This is a genomic window from Nostoc sp. (genome assembly GCF_036917435.1).
In the GTDB taxonomy this organism is placed as follows: Bacteria; Cyanobacteriota; Cyanobacteriia; order Cyanobacteriales; family Nostocaceae; genus Nostoc.
On sequence record NZ_JBALDM010000040.1, the window covers coordinates 1 to 23,027 of the forward strand.

Annotated in this window: 22 protein-coding genes and 1 CRISPR repeat array; of the genes, 10 read left to right on the top strand and 12 right to left on the bottom strand. The window is 41.2% G+C overall.

The window, feature by feature from the left end; genetic code table 11:
• The first annotated feature begins 188 nt into the window (after nucleotides 1–188).
• From V7K98_RS18970 to V7K98_RS18980, 3 genes are all read left to right on the top strand, one after another.
• Nucleotides 189–962 (top strand): GTP-binding protein, encoded by a 774-nt coding sequence (locus tag V7K98_RS18970; RefSeq protein ID WP_335024967.1) that lies wholly within the window; start codon nucleotides 189–191, stop codon nucleotides 960–962.
• The gene (locus V7K98_RS18975) at nucleotides 959–1,768 is read left to right on the top strand and encodes a metallophosphoesterase family protein (protein WP_335024540.1); all 810 of its coding nucleotides are present in this window, start codon (nucleotides 959–961) and stop codon (nucleotides 1,766–1,768) included. The genes V7K98_RS18970 and V7K98_RS18975 overlap by 4 nt, the downstream gene beginning before the upstream one ends.
• A gap of 66 nt (nucleotides 1,769–1,834) precedes the next feature.
• On the top strand, nucleotides 1,835–2,596 hold the full coding sequence (locus V7K98_RS18980; RefSeq protein ID WP_335024542.1) for a metallophosphatase: 762 nt from the start codon (nucleotides 1,835–1,837) through the stop codon (nucleotides 2,594–2,596).
• Between the two features lie 191 nt (nucleotides 2,597–2,787).
• On the opposite strand, the gene V7K98_RS18985 is transcribed toward V7K98_RS18980, so the two are convergent.
• Nucleotides 2,788–3,093: a hypothetical protein gene (locus V7K98_RS18985; protein ID WP_335024544.1), complete on the bottom strand. Its 306-nt coding sequence runs from the start codon at nucleotides 3,091–3,093 to the stop codon at nucleotides 2,788–2,790.
• 119 nt (nucleotides 3,094–3,212) lie between these two features.
• On the opposite strand from V7K98_RS18985, the gene V7K98_RS18990 reads away from it, so the two are divergent.
• Nucleotides 3,213–3,383: a hypothetical protein gene (locus V7K98_RS18990; protein WP_335024546.1), complete on the top strand. Its 171-nt coding sequence runs from the start codon at nucleotides 3,213–3,215 to the stop codon at nucleotides 3,381–3,383.
• Between the two features lie 193 nt (nucleotides 3,384–3,576).
• On the opposite strand, the gene V7K98_RS18995 is transcribed toward V7K98_RS18990, so the two are convergent.
• Nucleotides 3,577–4,461 (bottom strand): metal ABC transporter permease, encoded by an 885-nt coding sequence (locus V7K98_RS18995; protein ID WP_335024547.1) that lies wholly within the window; start codon nucleotides 4,459–4,461, stop codon nucleotides 3,577–3,579.
• Nucleotides 4,461–5,189 (bottom strand): metal ABC transporter ATP-binding protein, encoded by a 729-nt coding sequence (locus tag V7K98_RS19000; protein ID WP_335024549.1) that lies wholly within the window; start codon nucleotides 5,187–5,189, stop codon nucleotides 4,461–4,463. The genes V7K98_RS18995 and V7K98_RS19000 overlap by 1 nt, the downstream gene beginning before the upstream one ends.
• Nucleotides 5,190–5,243: 54 nt before the next feature.
• Here V7K98_RS19000 and V7K98_RS19005 point away from each other — a divergent pair, with 54 nt between their 5' ends.
• Nucleotides 5,244–6,263 (top strand): metal ABC transporter solute-binding protein, Zn/Mn family, encoded by a 1,020-nt coding sequence (locus V7K98_RS19005; protein ID WP_335024551.1) that lies wholly within the window; start codon nucleotides 5,244–5,246, stop codon nucleotides 6,261–6,263.
• A gap of 84 nt (nucleotides 6,264–6,347) precedes the next feature.
• Nucleotides 6,348–8,332: direct repeats of the CRISPR family, unit length 37 nt; unit sequence GTTTCAATCCCTAATAGGGATTTAGATAAATTGCAAT.
• 643 nt (nucleotides 8,333–8,975) lie between these two features.
• Here V7K98_RS19005 and V7K98_RS19010 read toward each other — a convergent pair.
• Nucleotides 8,976–10,484 carry a BamA/TamA family outer membrane protein gene (locus tag V7K98_RS19010; RefSeq protein WP_335024553.1) on the bottom strand — a complete coding sequence of 503 codons (1,509 nt, stop codon included), beginning with the start codon at nucleotides 10,482–10,484 and terminating at the stop codon, nucleotides 8,976–8,978.
• A gap of 123 nt (nucleotides 10,485–10,607) precedes the next feature.
• Between V7K98_RS19010 and V7K98_RS19015 the strand changes: the two genes are divergently transcribed.
• Genes V7K98_RS19015 through V7K98_RS19025 form a run of 3 tightly spaced genes read left to right on the top strand, consistent with a single transcriptional unit; the run spans nucleotide 10,608 to nucleotide 12,239 of the window.
• Nucleotides 10,608–11,705, top strand: coding sequence for a Gfo/Idh/MocA family protein (locus V7K98_RS19015; RefSeq protein ID WP_335024555.1), 1,098 nt, complete (start codon nucleotides 10,608–10,610; stop codon nucleotides 11,703–11,705).
• Between the two features lie 7 nt (nucleotides 11,706–11,712).
• Nucleotides 11,713–11,958, top strand: coding sequence for an HNH endonuclease (locus tag V7K98_RS19020; protein WP_334857208.1), 246 nt, complete (start codon nucleotides 11,713–11,715; stop codon nucleotides 11,956–11,958).
• Between the two features lie 35 nt (nucleotides 11,959–11,993).
• Nucleotides 11,994–12,239, top strand: a complete 246-nt coding sequence (locus V7K98_RS19025) for a hypothetical protein (RefSeq protein WP_335024557.1) — start codon at nucleotides 11,994–11,996, stop codon at nucleotides 12,237–12,239.
• A 241-nt stretch (nucleotides 12,240–12,480) separates the two neighbouring features.
• Here the strand turns inward: V7K98_RS19025 and vapC are convergent, their stop codons facing one another.
• From vapC to V7K98_RS19060, 7 genes are all read right to left on the bottom strand, one after another.
• A complete protein-coding gene (gene vapC, locus V7K98_RS19030; RefSeq protein ID WP_335024559.1) occupies nucleotides 12,481–12,891 on the bottom strand; it encodes a type II toxin-antitoxin system VapC family toxin in 411 nt (136 codons plus the stop codon).
• Between the two features lie 2 nt (nucleotides 12,892–12,893).
• A complete protein-coding gene (locus V7K98_RS19035; RefSeq protein ID WP_335024561.1) occupies nucleotides 12,894–13,088 on the bottom strand; it encodes a type II toxin-antitoxin system VapB family antitoxin in 195 nt (64 codons plus the stop codon).
• Nucleotides 13,089–13,112: 24 nt separating this feature from the next.
• Nucleotides 13,113–13,310 (bottom strand): hypothetical protein, encoded by a 198-nt coding sequence (locus tag V7K98_RS19040; RefSeq protein ID WP_335024563.1) that lies wholly within the window; start codon nucleotides 13,308–13,310, stop codon nucleotides 13,113–13,115.
• Entirely contained in the window at nucleotides 13,300–13,497 is a 198-nt protein-coding gene (locus V7K98_RS19045; protein ID WP_335024565.1) for a hypothetical protein, read from the bottom strand. The genes V7K98_RS19040 and V7K98_RS19045 overlap by 11 nt, the downstream gene beginning before the upstream one ends.
• A gap of 30 nt (nucleotides 13,498–13,527) precedes the next feature.
• Nucleotides 13,528–13,947 (bottom strand): hypothetical protein, encoded by a 420-nt coding sequence (locus V7K98_RS19050; protein ID WP_335024567.1) that lies wholly within the window; start codon nucleotides 13,945–13,947, stop codon nucleotides 13,528–13,530.
• Between the two features lie 21 nt (nucleotides 13,948–13,968).
• The gene (locus V7K98_RS19055) at nucleotides 13,969–14,868 is read right to left on the bottom strand and encodes a hypothetical protein (RefSeq protein ID WP_335024569.1); all 900 of its coding nucleotides are present in this window, start codon (nucleotides 14,866–14,868) and stop codon (nucleotides 13,969–13,971) included.
• Nucleotides 14,869–15,572: 704 nt separating this feature from the next.
• Entirely contained in the window at nucleotides 15,573–16,367 is a 795-nt protein-coding gene (locus V7K98_RS19060; RefSeq protein ID WP_335024571.1) for a peptidoglycan recognition protein family protein, read from the bottom strand.
• Between the two features lie 499 nt (nucleotides 16,368–16,866).
• On the opposite strand from V7K98_RS19060, the gene V7K98_RS19065 reads away from it, so the two are divergent.
• Entirely contained in the window at nucleotides 16,867–18,342 is a 1,476-nt protein-coding gene (locus V7K98_RS19065) for an AAA-like domain-containing protein (RefSeq protein ID WP_335024573.1), read from the top strand.
• Between the two features lie 289 nt (nucleotides 18,343–18,631).
• Here V7K98_RS19065 and V7K98_RS19070 read toward each other — a convergent pair whose 3' ends face one another.
• Entirely contained in the window at nucleotides 18,632–21,307 is a 2,676-nt protein-coding gene (locus tag V7K98_RS19070; protein ID WP_335024575.1) for a DUF3536 domain-containing protein, read from the bottom strand.
• A gap of 578 nt (nucleotides 21,308–21,885) precedes the next feature.
• Here V7K98_RS19070 and cax point away from each other — a divergent pair.
• Nucleotides 21,886–22,977 carry a calcium/proton exchanger gene (gene cax / locus V7K98_RS19075; RefSeq protein WP_335024577.1) on the top strand — a complete coding sequence of 364 codons (1,092 nt, stop codon included), beginning with the start codon at nucleotides 21,886–21,888 and terminating at the stop codon, nucleotides 22,975–22,977.
• The last annotated feature ends 50 nt before the right edge of the window (nucleotides 22,978–23,027 follow it).

Here is a 23,027-nt window from a genome sequence, read left to right on the forward strand (position 1 = left end):
CTAAACGCCTGTGGAGAACTTGTAAGTCTTGGTGCAATCCAAGCGGAGATCGTTGAAGCAGGAATCACACGACTTCAAGTCGTGTGAGGTTCAAAAATCCAGATGGTACAACTCAGTGGCATTGGTAAAATCAGCAATTTTCTCGCTACTACATTCAAAATTGTATTAGAATGATTATCATTATGCTTATATCTGTACCAATCATTACTGTTGTCGCTGGTTCATCTGGGGCTGGAAAAACTACTTGGGTTTACCAACAAATGCGAGACATCGCCGCTGTTGACAAAATAATTTATTACAGCCCTGGGACTGGGACTGTTCCCATTGACCAAAACCGCATAGCTACTGAATTTCCTGGTATCCAAGTCTTTGGTGATGGTCAGGAAGTTGAATTTTTCAACCAAATACCTAAAGCAGAGGCAGTTTACATCGAATTGGGGTTTTACTTGCAATTAGAGGCCATAACACAAATATTAGATAATCTAACTTACCGTGCCATAGCAGTCCTACCACCCGACTGCAAAGACTCTGAATACCATTCTTGGGCGAACGAGATTGTGCGTGGCGCACCAGCCCAAACCAGTACTGCTAAAACTTTATGGCGGGCGGCAAGCAACGGTCAAGTCATTGACGAAAACAGTTTAGAAGAATTTTGGTACGAAATTACCCACGGTGCTTACGGTATCGTCACCCGCGCCAAAGGAATTTTTGACGTTAACGATGGTAGGTCAATTTATTGTGATTTTGTTGCTGGCCTTCCCCAAACGGATTTTCTGGAATTAGACTTACCGCGCTACTTGGAAGGTAGACCTCAGCGTTTCAGTGGATTAGAAGTGGTGGGGGAAAACTTGGATGAAGCAACTTTAAGGCAAACCTTATCAGATTGCTGTTTATCTGATGGGTTGATTTTGCAATACCAACAACAGATTAAAGAGATTCTATTAGAGAGGGAACCAGTATGAAAATAGCTGTTATGTCATGTATTCATGGCAATTACGAAGCCTTGGATGCTGTATTACTAGATATCGACCAACAAAAAGCTGAAAAAATCTTTTGTGTTGGAGATTTGGTAGGATATGGGCCGCATCCCAATGCAGTAGTTGCCCAAATTCGTGCTTTAGATATTCCCACCTGCGTCGGCTGTTGGGATGAAGATATTGTGGAAGGATTGAACGCTTGCGATTGCAGTTATCCGTCGTTGTTGGCAGAAAAAAGAGGAATACAGGCGCATGAGTGGACTAATAAAGAAATTAACCCAGAAAACCGCGAATTTTTAGCCAAGTTACCCCACAGTTTCAAAGAGGGAAATTTGGCTTTTGTTCATGGTAGTCCTCATAGCAACCATGAATATTTACTACCTCAACTCGATGCTTTTGTAGCATTAGAGCGGGTAATTTCCACAGATTCAGATGTGCTATTTTGTGGACACACTCATGTACCTTATGCCCGGACTCTTGATGGTGGGCAGTTAAAAATACACGTTGACAGAGGAGAAAAATCAGAGGAAATGAGCTTTACATCTCCTCTCAAAAGGATTGTGAATGTAGGTTCAGTGGGAGAACCCCGACATGGACGACCGAATGCTACTTATGTAATTTACGACACAGATACTCAAGAAGTCAAACTACGCGAAGTACCTTACGACTACCAAAAAACCTGTGCAGCGATTATTGAAAAAGGTTTACCTGCAATTTTTGCTTGGCGTTTAGCGCATGGGTTGGAATATGCAGAACGAGCCGATGACCCGACTCATGTTTGCACAAGGTAATTTCTCTCTCCTCCTCTTCTTCCTTTGCGTTTCCCTCCGCGTTCCTTTGCGTTAAAAAAAATAACTATGAATAAATGGGCGATTTTAAGCGGAATAGAAGCTAATCTAGCAGCTTATGAGGCTGTAATGGCTGATATTAAGCGTCATGGTAATACCGTAGAAGCTTTGTATATTTTAGGTGACTTGGTAGGGCCAAGACCAGAAGCCGAGAACTTGGTAGAACGAGTACTTAACCCATGTCGTGGAGAATTAAAACCCCTGATTTGTAAAGGTTGGTGGGAAGAACAGTGTTTGATTTTGCATGGTTTAGGCCCGACTGGGGACGCACCGGAATTAATTGCAAAATATGGGGGCGACACTGTGAAGATGCTATGGGATTGTGTTTCCCGGAAGACAGTACAATGGTTGCGATCGCTAGATTTTGGTTTTTTTGAATTAGATTGTTTGTTAATTCACGGTTCAACGGTAGGTGTGGGCGAAGAATTAACCCCAGAAACTCCCCCAATTCAAATGCTTGATAGACTGTCGCGGATGCAAGCAAATAACCTATTTTGCGGACGTTCTGGTTTAACTTTTCAGTATCATCTGCAAGGTGGTTCTATTACAACTGGACTAACTACTCTTGATAACCAAGTGTCTTCTCAAACAGTTACCGTTAATCCGCGTCAAGTAATTGGGGTGGGCAATGTGGGACGCACACCAGGTCAAGCTACTTATACTCTCTACAATCCTGGCACAAATCAAGTGGAATTTAAGACCGTATATTACGGCGATAGTAAGGGATTTCAAAGTCAGCGCCAGATTACAAAATCCAAATCTGGGGTTTAAGAAAGCCCAGCAATGGGGAGAAATGCTGCAACATTTTAAGGCACGAACTAAGAATCTCAGTGTCTTCTCCCAAAGGGAGACGCAAGCGCGAACAGAACTGAGAGTGTCAATCTTGCTAAACTTGTAACTCTCGACGACGGGGCATTTTATGACGGGTTCGTGCCTAAGAATTTGGTTATGTTTTGGGCAATTCAAAATCCTACAGGGCTAGTCGGCGCAGAGCCGTCTTGCTGGAGCATTTGACGTGCCAAGTTCATACAACTGGCACAGGTGCAACCAAACTTTGTCTGAGCATACTGTTTAACCATGCTCTCTGACATTCTTGATTCTTGTGGAAAATCTGACTGTGAAGAAGTATCAGTCACATTCACACTTGGAACAGATACATTTGCTTCTGGTATTTTATTTGGCATTAGAGCCTGGACAGAGTGAGGAGCTAGAATTGTTGTAGCTAGAGAACCAGAGTAGCCAAGGAGCATTAACACTTTCTTATTCATAAGTGCGTATTTATTAATTGGTTATACCTAGTGTAACTAAACAGTTGAGTTTAGCCATAGCAGATGTTTATCCTAATGCTAAATTTTAACTTTATAAACTACAACATGAGATTTTTGCCATGAATCAAACAATACTCACACTGCTTAGTAGCTCTTGTGTTTTTTACTTGTTTGTCTTGATGAGCCATGCTGCTGTCGCAGAAGGTAAACCTTCGGTAGCTACAATCCCCATTACTGGTACTGTTGCTTCCCCAACAAAGAGTTCTGCTACACAAACCACTAAAACTTAGGCTGTTCAAGTGAATCCACGAGTTTTTTCCCTAGATGCAAATGGTGATACAGTTGGGAGTGTAGCGATACCTTCGGTAAGCTGTCGCTAACGCCAAGTTTGGCTGTGATTGCTCTAGTTGTCGGACTTTAGCGCTTCAAATGTTGCGAACTGGTCAGTTGACTCTTTAATTAAATGGCTCAGGAAGGCATGGCTCACTTGGGATTTTGAGATTTGAACTGGTTAAGAAGCCTAGCTCTTTGATGAGCCATTTCTGGCCTGGTCAAAATTCCCTGACTAGGACTCAAAAATAATGCTAACAAAAATAATACAGACACAACTAAAACGATCGCAGCACCAGATGGGACATTTAAATAATAACTAATATACATCCCAGTTACACTGCTAATTACACCAATAATTGCGCCTAATTGCATCATTTGATGTAATTCTTTGACTAATAAATAAGCTGTAATTCCTGGCCCAATCAGCAGTGAAACAACTAATACTACACCCACGGTTTGCATACTAGCAACAATCGTCATTGTGATAGCACCATTTAAGGCAAAGTGAATCAAATTAATCGGTAAACCACTTGCTTGAGCGCCGAGTGGATCAAAAGTGTAAAATAACAATTCTTTGTAAAATAATTTAATTAAAAGCAAGACAACAACTGTGATAATCACAGTTCTTTTCACATCATCTGCGGTTACGCTCAAAATATCGCCAAATAAAAATTCATGCAGGTCTAATTTGCTTTTTAGTAGGGTGATGAGCATGATACCCAAAGCTAAAAAACCAGAAAAAACTAACGCCATTGCTACATCAACTTTAATGCGGGATTGAGATTGAATCCAAGAAATAACAAAGGTGCTGAGAGTTCCGCAGATAAATGCACCTAAGAAAATATCGATACCTAAGAAGAAGGCTATAGCTAGTCCTGGTAAAACTGCATGAGCAATTACATCTCCTAGTATTCCCATGCGTTGCACAATCAGATAATTACCCACAACAGCACAAAGAATTCCTAGCAGAATTGCTGTAGCAATTGCCCCACGCATGAACTCAAAACTTAGAGGTTCAATTAGCCAATTTAACATTAAGCTACTTCCCTATTCAATATAAATATGCTATCTCCATAAGCACGTTGAATATTATCTGCTGTCATCACTTCTTTCATCGAACCATTAGCAATCATCTGTTTATTTAATAAGAGTAACTGGTCGCATTTTGTCAAGGCTGTTCCCAAATCATGAGTGATTACTAGCAAAATCTTACCTTGAGATTTTAGTTCTTCAAACACATCAAACATGATGGCTTCTGTCTTTTTATCAACTCCGACAAACGGCTCATCAAAAAATAATAATTCAGCTTGTTGTGCTAAAGCTCTTGCTAAAAATACTCGCTGCTGTTGTCCGCCTGATAATTCTCCAATTTGACGCGATCGCAATTCTAAAATTCCCACCCTCGCCAGAGCATCTTTAACTATTTCTTGAGATGATCGTGAAGGTGCGCGAAACCACCCTGTATGCACCGTCCGCGCCATTAGCGCTACATTCCACACTGTTATGGGATAATCCCAGTCAATCTGTGATCGCTGTGGTACATACGCAACAGAACTCAATTGTTGTTTCAAAGCGCGATCGCGAAACTTGACAACTCCGCTTGTAGTCGGTACTAAACCTAAAATCGCCTTCACCATTGTGCTTTTACCAGCACCATTTGGGCCAATCACACCTACAAGTTGTCCCGGTAACGAGCGGAAACTCACATCTTCAACCGCCGTCACTCCTCGATAATTTACAGCTAAATGTTTAACTTCTAACATAAATTTACTGTTTATATGATAATGATAATCAATATAACTGAAGCAATCAGATTTATGATATCTCACAAACTACGATTGAAATCTTTAGCGGCTCTTGCCTTAACATGCGGGGTACTTGGATGTAGTCCAACATCAGAAACCAGCCAATCGACTCCTACACCTCCTAATAATGTGGTGGCTCCCCAAACAGGTACTTCACCTGTTGCAGAAGTTAGCGGTAAAAGCCCCTTAGTAGTGGCAACCAACACCGTTGCTTGTGGCTTAACTAAAGAAATCGCAGGCGATACCATTGACCTTAAGTGCTTAATCGATCCCGGTTCCGATCCGCACGTATACCAACCTAAGCCGGAGGATAGCAAAGCAATTGAGCAAGCTAAGTTAATTTTCTACGGCGGTTACAATTTTGAACCTGGTTTAATTAAGTTAATCAAAGCTACTTCAAATTCTGCTCCCAAGGTAGCTGTAGATGAAGTTGCAGTCCCTAAACCTCAACAATTTGAGGATGATGGTAAAACTGTTACCGACCCCCATGTATGGCACAATGCTCAAAATGGGATAGCGATCGCACAAACGATTTCTCAAGAATTGGCAAAGCTAGCCCCAAATAATGCTGCCACTTATACCAGCAATACTCAAAAGCTAACCAGTGAAATCAGTCAGATAGACACTTGGATTAAATCAGAAATAGCCACAATTCCACCTAAGCAACGCAAATTAGTTACCACTCATGATGCTTTTGGTTACTATTCCAAAGCTTATGGAATTCCTATTGAAGGGGCGCTAGGGGGTATTAGTACAGAAGAAGCGCCGACACCTGCGCGAGTAGGTGCATTGTCGAAGGATATTAAAAAAGAGGGTGTACCAACGATTTTTGCAGAGACGACGATTAACCCTAAACTCATACAAGCGGTAGCAAAAGAAGCAAAAGTTAAGGTTTCAGACCGAGAATTATTTGCTGATGGTTTGGGAGAAAAGGGAACAGAGGGCGACACTTACCAGAGAATGTTGATTGCCAATACACGCACGATTGTGGAAGGTTTGGGAGGGAAGTATACGGAGTTTAAGCTTAAGTAATTAGGGTTTGTGTAGGCGATCGCTGTCTTGGTGAATACAAGAGCCTAATAGTAGAAGCGATCGCTTTTATAAAACCCTTCTGTGGTTTCAATCCTTAATAGGGATTTAGATAAATTGCAATAAACGACTAAACGAAGTACGAGTAAGACCTAAGCTGTTTCAATCCCTAATAGGGATTTAGATAAATTGCAATATCTCTTACATCTCACACTTTGGAATATTTGAGTTTCAATCCCTAATAGGGATTTAGATAAATTGCAATGATGTTACTCAGAGGGAAATGGCTAGTTTATTGGAGTTTCAATCCCTAATAGGGATTTAGATAAATTGCAATCAAGGAAATCAAAGATGCTGAAGCCTGGAATCCCGTTTCAATCCCTAATAGGGATTTAGATAAATTGCAATTATCATTGTCTACCATCGTGCAAGCTTGTCGTAGTTTCAATCCCTAATAGGGATTTAGATAAATTGCAATCTGCGGAGGCAGTAGCGATCGCCCCAGGCAACAAGTTTCAATCCCTAATAGGGATTTAGATAAATTGCAATCCATAATTCCAGTTTTATCGGGATGAATTAATGCACGTTTCAATCCCTAATAGGGATTTAGATAAATTGCAATAATTCGCCGTAACCCTTCCATTCCACGGTGAAAGGCAGTTTCAATCCCTAATAGGGATTTAGATAAATTGCAATAATAAACTGATTGTAGAGTGAAAGCGATGTCTACGTTTCAATCCCTAATAGGGATTTAGATAAATTGCAATCGCCGTGGTTAGCGATCGCCTCTCCAATCTCCCGGTTTCAATCCCTAATAGGGATTTAGATAAATTGCAATTCCATTCCTCTGTCCCTCCTCCAATATTTGCTGCGTTTCAATCCCTAATAGGGATTTAGATAAATTGCAATGCTGCCTACACTGCCCAGGTAGATACGGTTTTTCTTCCTGCCGTTTCAATCCCTAATAGGGATTTAGATAAATTGCAATTTCGCTACGAGAGTAATTCTGGTGTGTATGGCGAAGTTTCAATCCCTAATAGGGATTTAGATAAATTGCAATTCTTCCAGCGACCGCGCCATAATCTTTTTCCTTGTTTTTGTTTCAATCCCTAATAGGGATTTAGATAAATTGCAATAATCCCCTGAATTCCTTCGTCAACAAGATTGTTAAGGTTTCAATCCCTAATAGGGATTTAGATAAATTGCAATTTAATAGTACAAAAGTATTATTAAAAATATTATGGTTTCAATCCCTAATAGGGATTTAGATAAATTGCAATTTCGGATGATATCGCGCAGATGTGCCTTCTCTATGTTTCAATCCCTAATAGGGATTTAGATAAATTGCAATCTAATTGTTTGGATGTGTCAATAATATCTAGTTTCAGTTTCAATCCCTAATAGGGATTTAGATAAATTGCAATTGGACGGTATGGGAGGCGATCGCTCTCCAGGGCCGCATGTTTCAATCCCTAATAGGGATTTAGATAAATTGCAATCTATTTTAAATTCTTGATTGCCATCATTAGATAGGTTTCAATCCCTAATAGGGATTTAGATAAATTGCAATCTTTTTTCTTCTGTTATTTCATCAATTATATTATAAGTTTCAATCCCTAATAGGGATTTAGATAAATTGCAATTGATATTCATCTTGTTCGGGCTGGGAAGTCAAAGGTTTCAATCCCTAATAGGGATTTAGATAAATTGCAATCCTACGCTAAAGAGCAAAATAGCAATGTTTATTTGTTTCAATCCCTAATAGGGATTTAGATAAATTGCAATTGTATCTGGAAAGATCCAGTGGTTGCAATGCAAAGGTTTCAATCCCTAATAGGGATTTAGATAAATTGCAATGACTGGGCGTAGTAGTGGTACTCATCTTCACGTTGGTTTCAATCCCTAATAGGGATTTAGATAAATTGCAATTCTTACTGGAAAAGGCGATTGGAAGCAGAAGGCTGTTTCAATCCCTAATAGGGATTTAGATAAATTGCAATTTAAAAGGGTGAGTGTAGAATACAATCCTAGTAAAGTTTCAATCCCTAATAGGGATTTAGATAAATTGCAATAGCGGGAGGCTGAAACCTAAGCTGTATTTGGTTTTCAAGGTGCAGTTGCGCGACTTAAAAGCAATCATAGCATTACAGAATTTGTTTGGAAAGAGTGTCAAGAAAATTTAAAGGCTGAAACCCAATTTTTGTAAGCATTTCAGGGATTGCGCGGATAATAATTGGGTGATTAGTGGGGTGAAAGCTTGCTGGTGTTGGGATAGAAGCACTTTTTTGGGGGTGTGGAATTTGTACACCTACCCTTTCGCGCATTTGACGTACAGAAACTTAAGCAAAAGGCAACTCAGCAAAGAAGAAATGGCATCAAACCCGTAATAATCTAAATCCATCTGTTGAGCTACTGTATTAACCAGGACTTACGCAAAGAATAGCCTAAACCCTGAGTTTCCGGTAGGGGCAATTCATGAATTGCCCCTACCACGTGTAGTTTTGCGTAAGTCCTATTAACATAACAAGCCACCGCATTAACATAACAAGTCACTGCATTAACATAACAAGCCACCGCATTAACATAACAAGTCACTGCATTAACAATGTAAGGTATTGTCAAATCAAATCCGCTATATGTTAATTAAATACTTAACTAAGTAAAGCTTTGCGTGAAATCATGGCGATTTTAAACGCAAAGTAAAAAGTAATGGGATTAAAATCGCTGACCTGTGGTAACTTCAAATCTAACTTCACCTTGATCGCTAATTCCTAAGTCGCCTCGAATCAAACCAAAAGATGACTTCAGCCGCAATCCTAACCCGTAACCAAAGCCGCTTCCAGGTTTGTCTCGTAAGACTCCTGGTTCTCCTAACACGGTGTCGCTAGACCCGAAATCTGAGGCGAAGTCAGTAAAGACAACTCCCCCTATTGACTGAAAAATTGGGAACCGATATTCCACAGAAGCTAAACCATAACTCCGACCACTGGCAACTTTACCATAACCGTAACCTCTGACAGAATCTAGTCCACCAATATTAAAAGCATCGGCTGGTGGGAAGTCTCCAATAGTTGTACCAATTTGTAAATTAATAGCCAACATTTCTGGGTTGTCGGTTGGTCTACCATTACCTATCCAACTGACTGGTAAATACTGAATATAGTCTCCCCGTAAGCGGTTGCTGGAAATATTCCCTAGTCCAATGGGAATGGCTTGTTCTGTGCTAAAGGTGAGAATTGAGCCTTGAGTCGGATTGTCTCGGCGATCGCGTCGATCTCTAGATACAGCAAATGATACTGTATATAAGTCATCAATTCCAGTGCCGCTCACAGATAGAGGACTCCCCAATCTATCAACCTGGACAACGTTATAGTCTCCATCGCGTAGACTAATTCTGGTATAGTTGAGCGCTACAGATGTATCCCACTCATCAAAAGATCGTAAAAGTGCCACAGAACCACCAAATCTTCCTTCTCGCACTTTGCTGCCGTCAGCTAATTTGATATCGTCGTTAAAGGTTCCCGATGTGTTGCGACTACGAAAAGCTCTAATGCTATAACCTAAGCGGTTTGGTTCTTCAGAACGATAACGACTAGTGAATTGACCATTAAATTGGACATCTTTAGTGCTAAACTGCAAAATTGTATTTAGTTTATCGTTCAGTCCGCTAACGTTTTCATCTTTATAACCAACTCGACCATATAGCCCAACGTCATCGTTATTACCGCCTCCTAAAATAAGAGAAGGAAAGCTACGCTCTTTGATTGCATAAAGGATATTAACACTGTCAGCATCTTCTTTATGGTAGACATTGACTTGATTAAATGACTCTAATCTCCTCAATCGTTGCAAGTCTGCTTGAAGTAAATCTTCACTAAATACCTGACCTGGTTTGAGTTTCAGCAAACCAATGATAAAATCTTTCTGAGTTCGCCCTTTGATTGGCAAACCTCTGTTATTAATAAAACGAATCTGGATATCTTTGACAATTTTTTGGGAAACTTCCAGTGTCTGGCTATCTCCTAAACTAACTCCTATATAATCACCATATTGGGCGTACCCTCCCTCTATATGGATCGTAGCTTTTGGTGTTACAATCTCACCAGCCCCATCTTGAATAGATGGTTGCGAGTCTGCAAGAGCTTCTAGATTTTTACCACTCACTAACATTGCTGCGATGCCTACGGCGGCAAGGAACGCAACTACAGTTATTTGAACTCGCATATTGAAAATCCGTTAGTGTTGTTAAGTTTACAGAATAGAGCGGTTGTCTTGTGCGTAAGTTCAATATTAACCTTTAGAGTTTTACGATAATAAAAATCACATAAATATAGGAAGAAAAATTATATGATTGGAATTGCGATCGCAGGTACTGGATTTGGTCAAAAAGTTCACATCCCTGGATTCCAAGCACATCCTCAGACTGAGGTTGTTGCCGTCTATCATCGAGATATAAATAAAGCCAAAGCCATAGCAGCATCCCATAATATCCCCCACGCCTCTGATTCTCTGGCTGATATTGTGGCATTACCAGAAGTGCAAGCAGTCAGTATTTCTACACCGCCATTTTTGCACTATGAAATGGCAAAAACTGTACTGGAAGCTGGAAAACATTTATTACTAGAAAAACCGATAACCTTAAATGCAGTTGAGGCTAAAGAACTTTATCAATTAGCAAAGGCAAAAGGCGTAATTGCAACTGTAGATTTTGAATTTCGCTTTGTCCCTGCATGGCAGTTGTTTGCTGAACTATTGTCACAAGATTATGTGGGTGAGTTACGATTAATTAAAATTGATTGGTTAGGTTCTTCTCGTGCTGATACTTCACGCCCTTGGAATTGGTATTCTGACAAAGAAAAAGGAGGCGGTGCATTAGGATCTTTAGGTTCTCACGCCTTCGATTACATTCACTGGTTATTCGGGCCAGTTCGGAGATTAAACGCCCATTTAACTACTGCGATTCCTACACGAGTTGACCCTGTTAGCGGGGAATCTAAGCCAGTGAATACAGATGACAACTGTATATTAACTCTGGAATTAGCTAATGGTACACCTTGCCAACTTTCTATCAGTGCGGTTGTTCATGCAGCAAGAACCCATTGGGTAGAAGTATATGGCGATCGCGGTACATTAATTGTGGGCAGTGAAAATCAAAAAGATTATATCCACGGTTTTCGGGTTTGGGGTTCCCAGCCAGGTAAACCCTTGACGGAAATAGAAATACCAAATAGGTTAATTTTTCCTAAAAATTATGCTGATGGACGCATTTGTGCATTTATCCGTGTAGTAGACGAATGGGTACAAGGAATTGAACACAACCAGCAAATTACACCATCGCTACGAGAAGGAATTTATTCTCAATTGTTGATGGATTTATCCCATGAATCGCATACAAAAGCCAGTTGGGTAGATGTACCTAGCTTAGAAGAGTTTCTTAACCACTAGAGAGAAAATGAACAAAACTCCCCGTATTCGTATCCCACCGGAAGTCAAGAAATACGTTTTTGAACGTGACAAATATCAATGTCAAAGTTGCGGTAAAACTACTACAGAAACTCACCTTAGTATTGACCATATCATTCCCCTTGCCCGTGGTGGTCAAAATGATATCAGCAATTTACAAACTCTCTGTCTTACCTGCAATCAGCAAAAAACAGATAACATCGATCCCCGCTTCCGACGATATTTTGAGCTTTAGGTTACGATAGTATGGGCTATTCGTTTCTTATTTCTATGCCTCAAAATCACAATAGCAATTCCCTAAGATTCCCCAACATTAAAACTACAATTCTCTACTTATTCACTTTCATCGCTGTTTTAGTAGTAGCCTTTCCGTGGCTATATGAGGTTAAAACCAAAGCTGGGATCGATATATCACCTGGCCGCCATGCAGGAACCTTTTTTGAAAAACATACGCACGGACTCTTTAAGTGTGAATGGCTTTATCCCTACCATTGCGATCGCTCTCACATCAAGTAAATAAAGTTACAGCAAAATTCAAGAGTTAGAATTCTGAAGTAAAACAGGGTGCATTACCTGGATTTGAGACGAATCAAAGATAGTAATGGATGGACAAAGGGTTGTAATTCCTATATATTCGGGAAAAGACCTAAAACAAGGTACTCTAATGGGTATGATTCAATATATTGGTATTGATAAAGAAACGTTCTTTGAGTTACTCGGAAAAGAATAGATTATAACCACAAATGAAGCGATCGCACTAACCTTCAACACTCAATAGAATAATAGGAATATGTGCTTGGAAACTCTGAAAATCGTTATCTGTTGTGAGGATGCTGTAGCTTCGATGATGGGCAACTGCACAAATCAGAAAATCAGTATTTGAACCTTGGATACCATTGCTACGGCAGGTATTAAAAAACTCTGCGGCAAGTTCGTAGTCTTCAGATAAGAGTTCCATATCTGGGAATATCCGCAGGTAATCTCGTAGACGGGTAAACTGTTCCGAACTGCGAATGCCAGAAAGGATTTCTTGCCTAATCGCACCCAGCAAAGCAACTTGGTCATTGATAATTAAATCGCGTAATCGGGTAACTACAGGGGAAGAATCGGGTGGGGTTCTCCGACGCAAAGCCAGCGACCAAACAGAGGTATCAACTATGACCCTCATGCCTACTGACGTTGCTGTTTGTAGTCGTAGTCTGGGTCATAATCAATAGTGCCAAAGAGGTCTAACACTTTGAGTCGCTTGCGACGTTGGATATATTCGCGCAGTGCAGTTTCGACCAGGGCATCAACGGTTATCTGGTCATCCAGGGCAAGTGCCTCTTGCAGCAATGTATCGTTGATGTTGAACTGTGTAATCACGATCGCTCCCGATCCAACAACTGACTAAATCAATATTATCGCACTTGGACGAAAAGACATTACACGCTCATCAACCATTAGAAGCGATCGCACTCCACAACCCATACCAAAAAACGATCGCATTACTTTTAAAACAGTCTCTACAAAAATAGCGATGGGCGAAGCCCCGTCTTCGGTGATCGCACTCTTGAGAACAGACATCCCACGCTCATCAACCTTCATACATAGGCGATCGCATTACTTTTAAGACTGTCTCTATCACATTAGCGATCGCATTTAGACGAACAGATATCGCTCTAGTGTAAAAATTTATATATGGTGCGATCGCCCTCCTTTTAATATAGTCGCTATAAAATAGGCCATCGTATTTGATAGAATTACGGTAAATGAAATACCCTCGAATTTGCAAGGCAAAAGCAGTTCAATAATTCAAGCAATCTCATACTCCTGCAAATCTAATCACCACACGAGCCAAGCTAATAAAGAAATTCAACACTTTCTCTGTTTGAATTGCAGCGTCAATATCTTGTTTGATGTTTCGCAGATCGGCAATAATTTGGTCGTGATCTGGACGGATCAGAACTTGTGTTAATCGAGCCGATGTCACCGCATTGAATGCATCCTCACATTCTTTAATAGATTCATAAAGGAGATCCTCAAGTTCCCAATTCTCTTCATCTTGTGCTTCTGAGAGTGCAAATTGTAATCTAGAGAGGATGTTTTCTAGACTTTTTCTTGCTTGCTCGAAAACTTGCAAGTTGATAGGCTTACCAGTAGACAGATTTGCTATGGAATCAATGCTATTAATAATCTGTTTGATATCTTCTTTAATCTTGTCGAGGCTAGTTAATGTAATCATTTTTAATTTTGACCTATGTTGTTATGATGAACATTCGAGAGATTGAGAATCAGAAGTTGCAATAGATAGATTCTGTCTTTGTTTATTTAACATATCGTTCAAAATTGGATCTTCTTGAATTGCTGTTTGAATCTCTTTGACTCTTACATTTATAGTAGTAATATCTGACCCAAAACTAGAGGCTACTCCTAAAATTGTGGTGATTTTTGCCACAACTTCATCAAAGCTTATATCATTGTATTTTCCGATTAGTTGGGAAAGCTTTGCTCCTGTATCGGCTGTCAGCAAAAGTTTAGCTCTAGCTTGACAAATCATTGTTTTATCTTCTGTATTGACGCTAAGTAACTCATCTAAAAGTTGCTCTGCCTGATTGGATATTTGTGTTTTCTCTTCCTCAGAAGTAGCATTCTGAAATTGCGTTCCGAGTTTGCTAAACCGAAAAAGAATCACAACTCGATCTGGATTTTTCGGTGAGGGTGGATCTTGAGCAATAAGTTCAGCTAGAAGTAGCATTTTGACAGTTAACCGCCTAGAAGGTTCAGCTGCTCTAGCAACCGCACCCGCCTCAGTGCCTAAGAATCCTGCTTGTTCAATATTATTAAAAGTCTCGCCTGCTACGATATATTCTTGCTTGAGATCGTTGAGAACGTTATTAACAGGACTTGGTCGGGGATTTGTCCGAAGTTGGTTTTCAATCATATTCGATACTTTGTCTATATCAGCAAAGTCTATCTTGCGATCGCTTAAGAGTCTTTTAAGCAGTATTCTCCGCCGTTCAACAGTTGAGCGTGGTAGAGGATTGAGTTGATAGATAGTTTTGACAGATTCAATCGCATCACTTGCCTGAGTTTTGAAGTTCAGTGCCGTCAGTCGCAGTACTGCTCTCCTCTCTGAACTGCAACCGCTTAGAGCGATACTCATTATCAAAAAAAGCAGGATACTTTTTAATTGAACTGGATTTTTCATCAAGTAGTCTCAGAGAGTGTTAGAAAAGTGAACCAGAGAGTTGAAGAAGAATTCAGAAGTCAGAATGGGCTGAACGCCCCGCTATTCGCGTACAGGAGTCAGAATAAATCAGTCGGGGATTCAGCGCAAAGTGCGGTCTTGGGGTCTCCCCAAGAGGAGCAACTTTGTAAGAGAGACCGGCGCAGGATTTTGAGCTACTGAACGGTAGTTCAGTAGGGGTTTTAAACCCAATTATTCATCCACCAGTCGTACAGAATTCATGTCTGTTTTCTGACTCCTGACTCCTGAATTCTGTTCGATAAAAAATGGCTGAACCAGAAGTCACATTTACAAAGCCAGTGCTGATTTCATTCTTAGAAAAAAGTTTGTCGTCAGTTTGAAATTGGGGGCGTTAGTAACCCCTTACAAAAATTCAATCGGATAGAAAACCCTGAAACTCCTTCACAGTATCGGGGTTTAACCAATAATTGATTTGCTTTCTTTTCACAGGCCCATGATGGTTGAGGGTAAACCTAAGAAGTCTGGCGCAATACTCGATAGCAAATTTTTTGTTGCTTTTCGAGACTTTGATAAATGTATCGCAATCTGTCTTACCCGAAACATCTTCAAGCAACTTTTTCAAACTAGAGTCACTTTCCCACAAAATCCGAGAAAGCCATTTAAGTTAAGCCTAAAGCTTTGCGAGTATCATTTCCAACAATACCATCATCAAGTAGTCCAACAGAACGTTGAAAAGCGATAACAGCTTGTCTTGTATTTTCGCCAAAATCACCATCTATTGCCCCAGGAGAAAAGCCTTTATCTGTTAGTTTTTGTTGAAGTTCAATAACATCTTGACCGATTGCATCCAGTTGAAGTAATGGTTCATCTTCTTTAAGAGTAGTGCCTAATTTATCAGCAACCTCCTGTCGTAACCGAGGTAATTCACCATATAACCAATCACCTGGACAGTCAGTATTACTAAAATCTCGATGCCCTCGAATATTCTTAGGATTAATGTTGCAAGAGTCACACAAGGAAACGCATAACTCGACCAAACTATCCCACTGTTTTTGCTGCATTTTAAAAGTCTTGAAGTTGCCTTCATTCTCAATTCCAGGGGAATTATTACCACCACCAAGTCGGTTTCCGTCTTGTTTAGCATGAGCAGAGACAACGCACATTCCTTGTTTGACTGCATTAAGGGTTCCATGTCTTCCTTCTAAAATAATTCCTCCCGTCGTATTCAGAAAATTGTGTCCAGAATCATTCCAGCGGTTTCTCTTTATATGATCTTCTTGAATCTGACGGGCTAATTTTTTGCCACCGTCTACTGTTCCTTGTGAGACATCATCAGGAGGATTTTTATTATCGGTATTGTGAATCACGATAAATTTAGGAACTGTTTTCTTAAATGAACCAGCAGATTCTGCTCCCCATTCATCAGTTGTAATAACTTTGGCAGTAAAAGGCATTTTTTGTTCTCCTTGTTAGAGTAAGTTGAAACTAAAATATTGCGGGTGATTGTGATTTTAATATTTTTATCTTGAGGAATTTATACCGCCAACACCAGCAAAGTTTACAACTTTAAGAAAAAAGTTAAGGATTTAGCACCAGCGAATACCCAAAGCCATTCCCCGTATTGGTTTCAGTTACCGAAAATTTAAGTGCTTAACAACCATTAGTTAACGTCGTTCTTAACTTTGGAAAAAACCCCAAGTTAAGAACTATGTTTACGTTTATCTTTCCCATAGAAAACTTCAATTCAAAAATTATATATTTATGTATTTAAAAATATTGAAAATATAGGTTTTTTATGAATTTGTCAAGGATAGGCGCGTTCAAAATAAACTTTCTGGAATTGCATCATTAAGATTTGTAACTATGCTGCGTAAACTTGTAAAGTGCATAAGTAATAACAATATCCACCTATTACTAATAAGCAGATTTTTACACTTGGATTTACAGTTGAAAATGCAATTACAATCAAAAAATCAACTACGACGGCGGGGTGCGACTCTAACTGCTCAAGGCTTCAAGAAACTCAATCAAGCAAAAGCTGAGGTAGAAATTGAGCAAAACTTTAAGCGATACACTCTCGAAGACCTCAGTGAAAAAACAGGTTTAACCCCCAATACCCTCAGCAAGGTCTTTAATGCCTCAACTGGAGTCGATAAGCGAACCTTGGAGTGCTGCTTCAATGCCTTTAATCTAACTTTGTTAAAGGACGATTATCTCTACCTGGAGTCAGATAAAGACAATATTGCCGAGATTAGCTCAATGTCCATGAATGAAACCATCTGTCCTATCGAATCAGTTTGCAACTCTCGCAGTAATTCCCCTCAAACCCACAAAATGGAACGATTTCCGAAGGGACGGCAGAGCCGAACGCTAGACAATCTGCAACCTCGTCGCACAACCGTACCAGGAGGGCAGATGCCCCTGGATTCAGTCTTTTACATTGACCGTCCCATCCTCGAATCCCTCTGTTACGAAGCGATCCAGGAACCTGGTGCGCTGGTCAATATCCGTGCCCCCAAGCAAATGGGCAAAACCTCCCTAATGACCCGCATCCTGGCTTACGCTAACTCCCTGGGCGATCGCACTGTTTCTGTGAACTTGCAACTTGCCGACGACGAGATTTTACAGAACCTAGAACGCTTCCTACAATGGTTCTGTGTCAGAGTCAGCAAGCAGTTAGACTTGCCAGATGCGGCTAATTTTTGGGATAACTCCTTGGGTAGCAAATCAAATGCCACTGATTATTTCGAGAATGTGATCTTATCTTTAAGGGAGAATCGCTCCCTGGTGATTGCCATCGATGAACTCAACGAGCTTTTTGCTTACCCGGATATTGCTCGTGAATTTCTCCTACTTCTGCGAACCTGGTCTGAGCGAGCCAAAGAAAGCGATGCAGACATTAATCCTTGGCACAAGCTGCGACTGGTGACGGTTCATTCTACTGAAATCCTGATGCCTCCCTCGATCAATCCCTCACTGTTGAATACTGGGCTGGTTATTGAGTTACCTGAGTTTACCCCGGCTCAGGTGCAGGAATTGGCAAATCGGTGGGGAGAGGAAATGACGGTGCAACAAATTGAGCAATTGATTACCCTTTTGGGAGGACATCCCTATCGCTTACAGTTGGCTTTTTATTACCTTCAGCAACAGACAGTAACCCTAGAAGAACTATTACAAAATTCTGCATTCGTCACCACCATCTATGCAGAGCATCTAGAACAACAATGGTGGAACCTGCAAGGCTATCCTGATTTATTGCCATCGTTTACAGAAATCGTCAAGCAATCAAATTTTGTAGATTGTGAGGGGGTGCAAGCCTCTCAGTTGTACAAGATGGGGTTGATGCATCTGCATGGTGAAATGTCAAGTCTCGCCTGTGAGTTATTTCGGCCATTTTTTGGCGATCGCCTGTTGCAAATCAACAGTTAGGGGTAATTTAACTATTCTGACTTCTGTTAGCGGATAGCTAAGGTTTAGCTCATTCTGGCTCCTTAATTCTTATATATTATCGTCCATTCTGATTGAAGTATCACTTATAGCGGTTCTCAGTTAAATGAGGTACAAGAACTTCAGGATAATGAAGGATATTTCCGACTTCAACAGGAAGAGAGAGGACTGGAAACAGGCAAACATAGCGCTACATTTACCTGTTTAACATTCATTACCAAGATGTGTGTACACTAAGTTGATACTAATGTACCTCTGTGAGTCCCTACATCTATCCCAACTGATTTGAGATCGCGCTAACATCAACGGCTAACTTTTTACCCAACTTAAGCAACTGAAGACACTGATTCTCTGCTTCATTGCCAAAGCTAGTAATACACACCGGCGCAATTTGACTTTGCAGACAACTAAAATAGAGTTCTTGCGATCGCTGTAGGGAAATGTCAATATTTAGTTGATCCCCGACATCAATCAATCGCTCCAGTAATTGGATATCTGCATTAAAGCTACCATTGGCATCGTGCAACAATTGCCAAAGCGATCGCGCAATTAACTGTTCTAACATCTGCCTACCATCGGGAATATTTAGCTTACAACGCAGATGTTTTGCTTCAGTAGCGATCGCTTCCAATTCTAATATATGACTCCAACTCTTTTGGGGATCGGCGATATCTTGCTCAAGCGATCGCAATGTCATCAGACAGCGATGCCCTAAAGCAATATCGGCTGCTACCTGCAACTCTTGCGGTACTGCTATTTCATCTCGATGAAACGCCATCAGCACGCCATAATTATCACGGTAGGCTTGGGTATACAACTGTCCTAAGCGTGTCAGCGTTTCCTGACTAAGCAGCCCCATAATTCGGTGGCGTTCTTCAGCAAATAGATTCTGTAAGCTGAAAGCCTCTTCGCCAAATAGCTGTGTCATTGCCAAGATGGTATGAGCCGCACTAGCTTGTTGTAGTGCCCCAAACAGCTTTTCTTTGATTTGGCTGTAATCACGCCGCCCGGTAAATTGTTGAATACAGCAGTGGAAATCCCAGCCTCCCAAATGCAGAACTGCAAATACCAAATGCTCGCTTTCCCAAGTAATCTCTGATACCAGTTTTAAACTTCCGATAGCCAGAGTTAGCGATCCCATGCGTTGTAGTTGGTAATCTAGCTCATTAGCAGCGTAGCAATAAACCTTTTTGTGGTAACGCTGAGACTGTTTGTCAGCGACATCTTTTCTAGGCAAAGAATTGTGTGTCTGTGCTGGCTTCTGATTATTAAACAGGGAAGTAATGGCGTAATGGGCTGCTACTTGCTTAAAGCCAAGCTGGGCAGTTAATACGAGTTGCCGATAAATTTCCGCACCATTTTTGAACTGTTCGACATTACTGGGGGCTAAAGCTAGGCGTTTGACGAAGCCTTTTTCTAACTGTACACCAGCCACTTCCCCCGCCAATTCCAAAGCACGGGAGGCGTAGCGGAGAATTTGCGTCCCCTCTGGACGGGAAATTTCTTCAAAAAACCAGCCGCAACTTGTGAACATCAACAAAGCGTGACGCTGCATTTCCAATAGGCGCAAAGCGTCTACTTGTTCGGCTGCTGTTAGTTTGTGGGTTTGATGACGGGCGAGAAAACGGTTGACATTGGCAGCAGAGCGATCGCGCAGTATTTGGATATATTCATCTCGTGCTAGCCAGGGATCGCGAAATAACTGTCTGCCATGTTCCTCATACACCTCAGTTAGCTGATCCCGCAGCCAATTTAGGGCATCCCGCAAAGGACGACGCCATTTCAGATGCCAAACACCGCCTTCTCCACCGCAACCACAGTCATCCTGCCATCTGTCTACACCGTGGGCGCAACTCCAGGCTGTGACTGACTTCAATTCCACTTCCCAGCCGGGAGAATTGAGGCTGAGGTAGTGAGCGAAGTTCGTTACTGTCCAACCCTGTTGAGGAAACTCTTTAGTAAAGGCATAAGCTAAAGTTTTCTCAGTTCCCTTTTTGTGATGTCCGAAGGTTTCCCCATCTGTCGCCACAGAAATTAACTGTGCTGGACGATGATCCCCACGGACTGCTGAACCAATCCGTCCGGCAAAGCGACTGGAATTATAAACGACATCACTAAAACCCATATCCCGCGATATCGGCCCATCGTAGAAGAAGATATCAATGTAGGGTTTGTTATTTGTTTCGTTGGACTCTTGAGTATCTTTCAAATAACAACGATAGGGACGGGTGGAATCAATCTGACTACCGCCGACTTCGAGCCATTCAGGATGGGGATGATCTTGAGTGGGGAGGGGACGGCAACGCAGTGCTTGAGATGGTGCAAGGATAATGAAGCGAATACCCTCAGCAACGAGGGCTTCTAGGGTGGCGTAATCTACAGCAGTTTCCGCTAACCACATCCCTTCGGGATCGCGGCCAAAGCGGGAGCGGAAGTCCTCTTTACCCCAGCGAATTTGGGTATATTTGTCGCGCTCATTCGCTAGAGGCATGATGATGTGATTGTATACTTGCGCGATCGCATTTCCGTGACCATCCAAGCGATCGCTACTCTTAGCATCAGCCTCTAAAATACGCTGATAAACCTCCACATCGTAGCGTTCTAGCCACGACATCAGCGTTGCCCCGATATTAAAACTAAAATACTCGTAATTATTGACAATTTTCACTACTTCGCCTTGGTCATTTAAGACTCTGGCAAAGGCATTTGGGCGATAGCATTCCCAATGAATCCGCTCATTCCAATCATGGAAAGGTGCAGCGCTCGGTTGGCGTTCAATTGCGTCCAGATAAGGGTTTTCCCTTGGTGGCTGGTAAAAATGACCATGCACCGTCACATAAACACCATTAGCCTTTCTCAGGGGATCGCTTTCTTTAGTGTTATTGGGATCTGAATGGAATGTTAACGTTGAGCCAGAGTTAGCCGGCATTTCAGCAGCAGAAGTCATGTATATTTATCCAAAACAAAAAATTTACAGTTGCACCGAAAACGTTGTGCGTAAACCTTTCTCCAATGGTTTGAGCGCAAAATCCGGTATAAACAACAACTATGGAATACTAACCAAATTTTTGACAAATCTTCCTCATTGTAGTGGGAAATCTGCGTTATCGCACAGCGCAAAGTCCGTTGGGCGGCTCTGCCGACTTGAAGGAACTTTGCAAGACAACTCTATCTTTGAAGGCTCAAATGTAATTAGCCATTGAACAAAAACTCAGTTAGGGGTTTTCTGGTTAGCAATCCTAATCAAAATTTTAATTGTCTTTTAATATATTAAACCCTATTCTTGGTGTAGTATTTTTGCTCACATTCATACTTTTGCAACAAAAGATTACAAAAACTCCTTAAATCGCAATCTTATTTTACATACACTATAGTGAACTGAAAACAGTACAATTTCTGAATTGGTCTACAGGATGTTGAGAGTACCATATCGGAGTGATGAGTGAAAGTAATTTTTAATTCAACACTCCAATTTAAAATTTAGGATTGCTCGCTGTGAATGATACCCTCAACCCAAAAGACCAAATGTCAACCAAAAACATTATTCTTTTCGTTTTATTACTGTTTATCCCAGTTTCCCTAGTAGCCCACTTTCTGGAGTGGGGAGAATTGACAGTTTTCATTACAGCCGGATTAGCGATTCTACCCTTAGCAGCTTGGATGGGTACAGCTACAGAAGAAATTGCTGTGGTAGTGGGGCCGTCATTGGGGGGCTTGTTAAACGCCACCTTTGGCAATGCAACAGAATTAATCATCGCCCTCGTAGCGCTAAATGCTGGGTTAATAGATGTAGTCAAAGCCAGTATCACGGGATCGATTATTAGCAACTTACTACTGGTAATGGGTTTTTCCATGCTTTTGGGAGGACTGCGCTACAAAGAACAGACATTTCAGCCAATTGTGGCGCGGGTAAATGCTGCTTCGATGAATTTGGCAGTAATTGCCATTTTGATGCCAACGGCGATGAATTATACCTCTGAAGGAATTAACGAAGAAACACTGCAAAATCTTTCTATTGCCGTTGCTGTGGTGTTAATTCTGGTTTACTGCTTAACCCTGCTATTTTCGATGAAAACCCACTCCTATTTATATGATGTGGGTGTAGCGGAGACAGAAGAAGAAGAAATCCCTCATGCTAAACCAAATATGATGTTGTGGATTAGCGTACTGCTAGTATGTACCTTGCTAGTGGCAATTGAGTCAGAAATGTTGGTCGATTCTCTGGAAGTGGCCACATCTCAGCTAGGTTTGACGGCGCTGTTTACAGGGGTGATTTTGGTTCCCATCGTCGGTAACGCGGCTGAACACGCCACAGCAGTCACCGTGGCGATGAAAAATAAGATGGATCTTTCCCTTTCGGTAGCTGTGGGATCGAGTATGCAGATTGCCTTATTTGTCGCGCCTGTGTTGGTGATAGCTGGGCGGATATTGGGTAAACCAATGGATTTGGATTTCAAACCCTTTGAATTAGTTGCTGTGGTTGTGTCAGTGTTAATTGCAAACAGTATTAGTTCTGATGGTAAGTCCAATTGGCTGGAAGGTACTTTGTTATTAGCTGCCTATACAGTATTGGGGTTTGCGTTCTACTTCCATCCAGTTATGGAAGGTATGGGATAGTTTAGCAGTGCGATCGCTCATAGTTTAACGGATTCATGGAAGTCCCCACC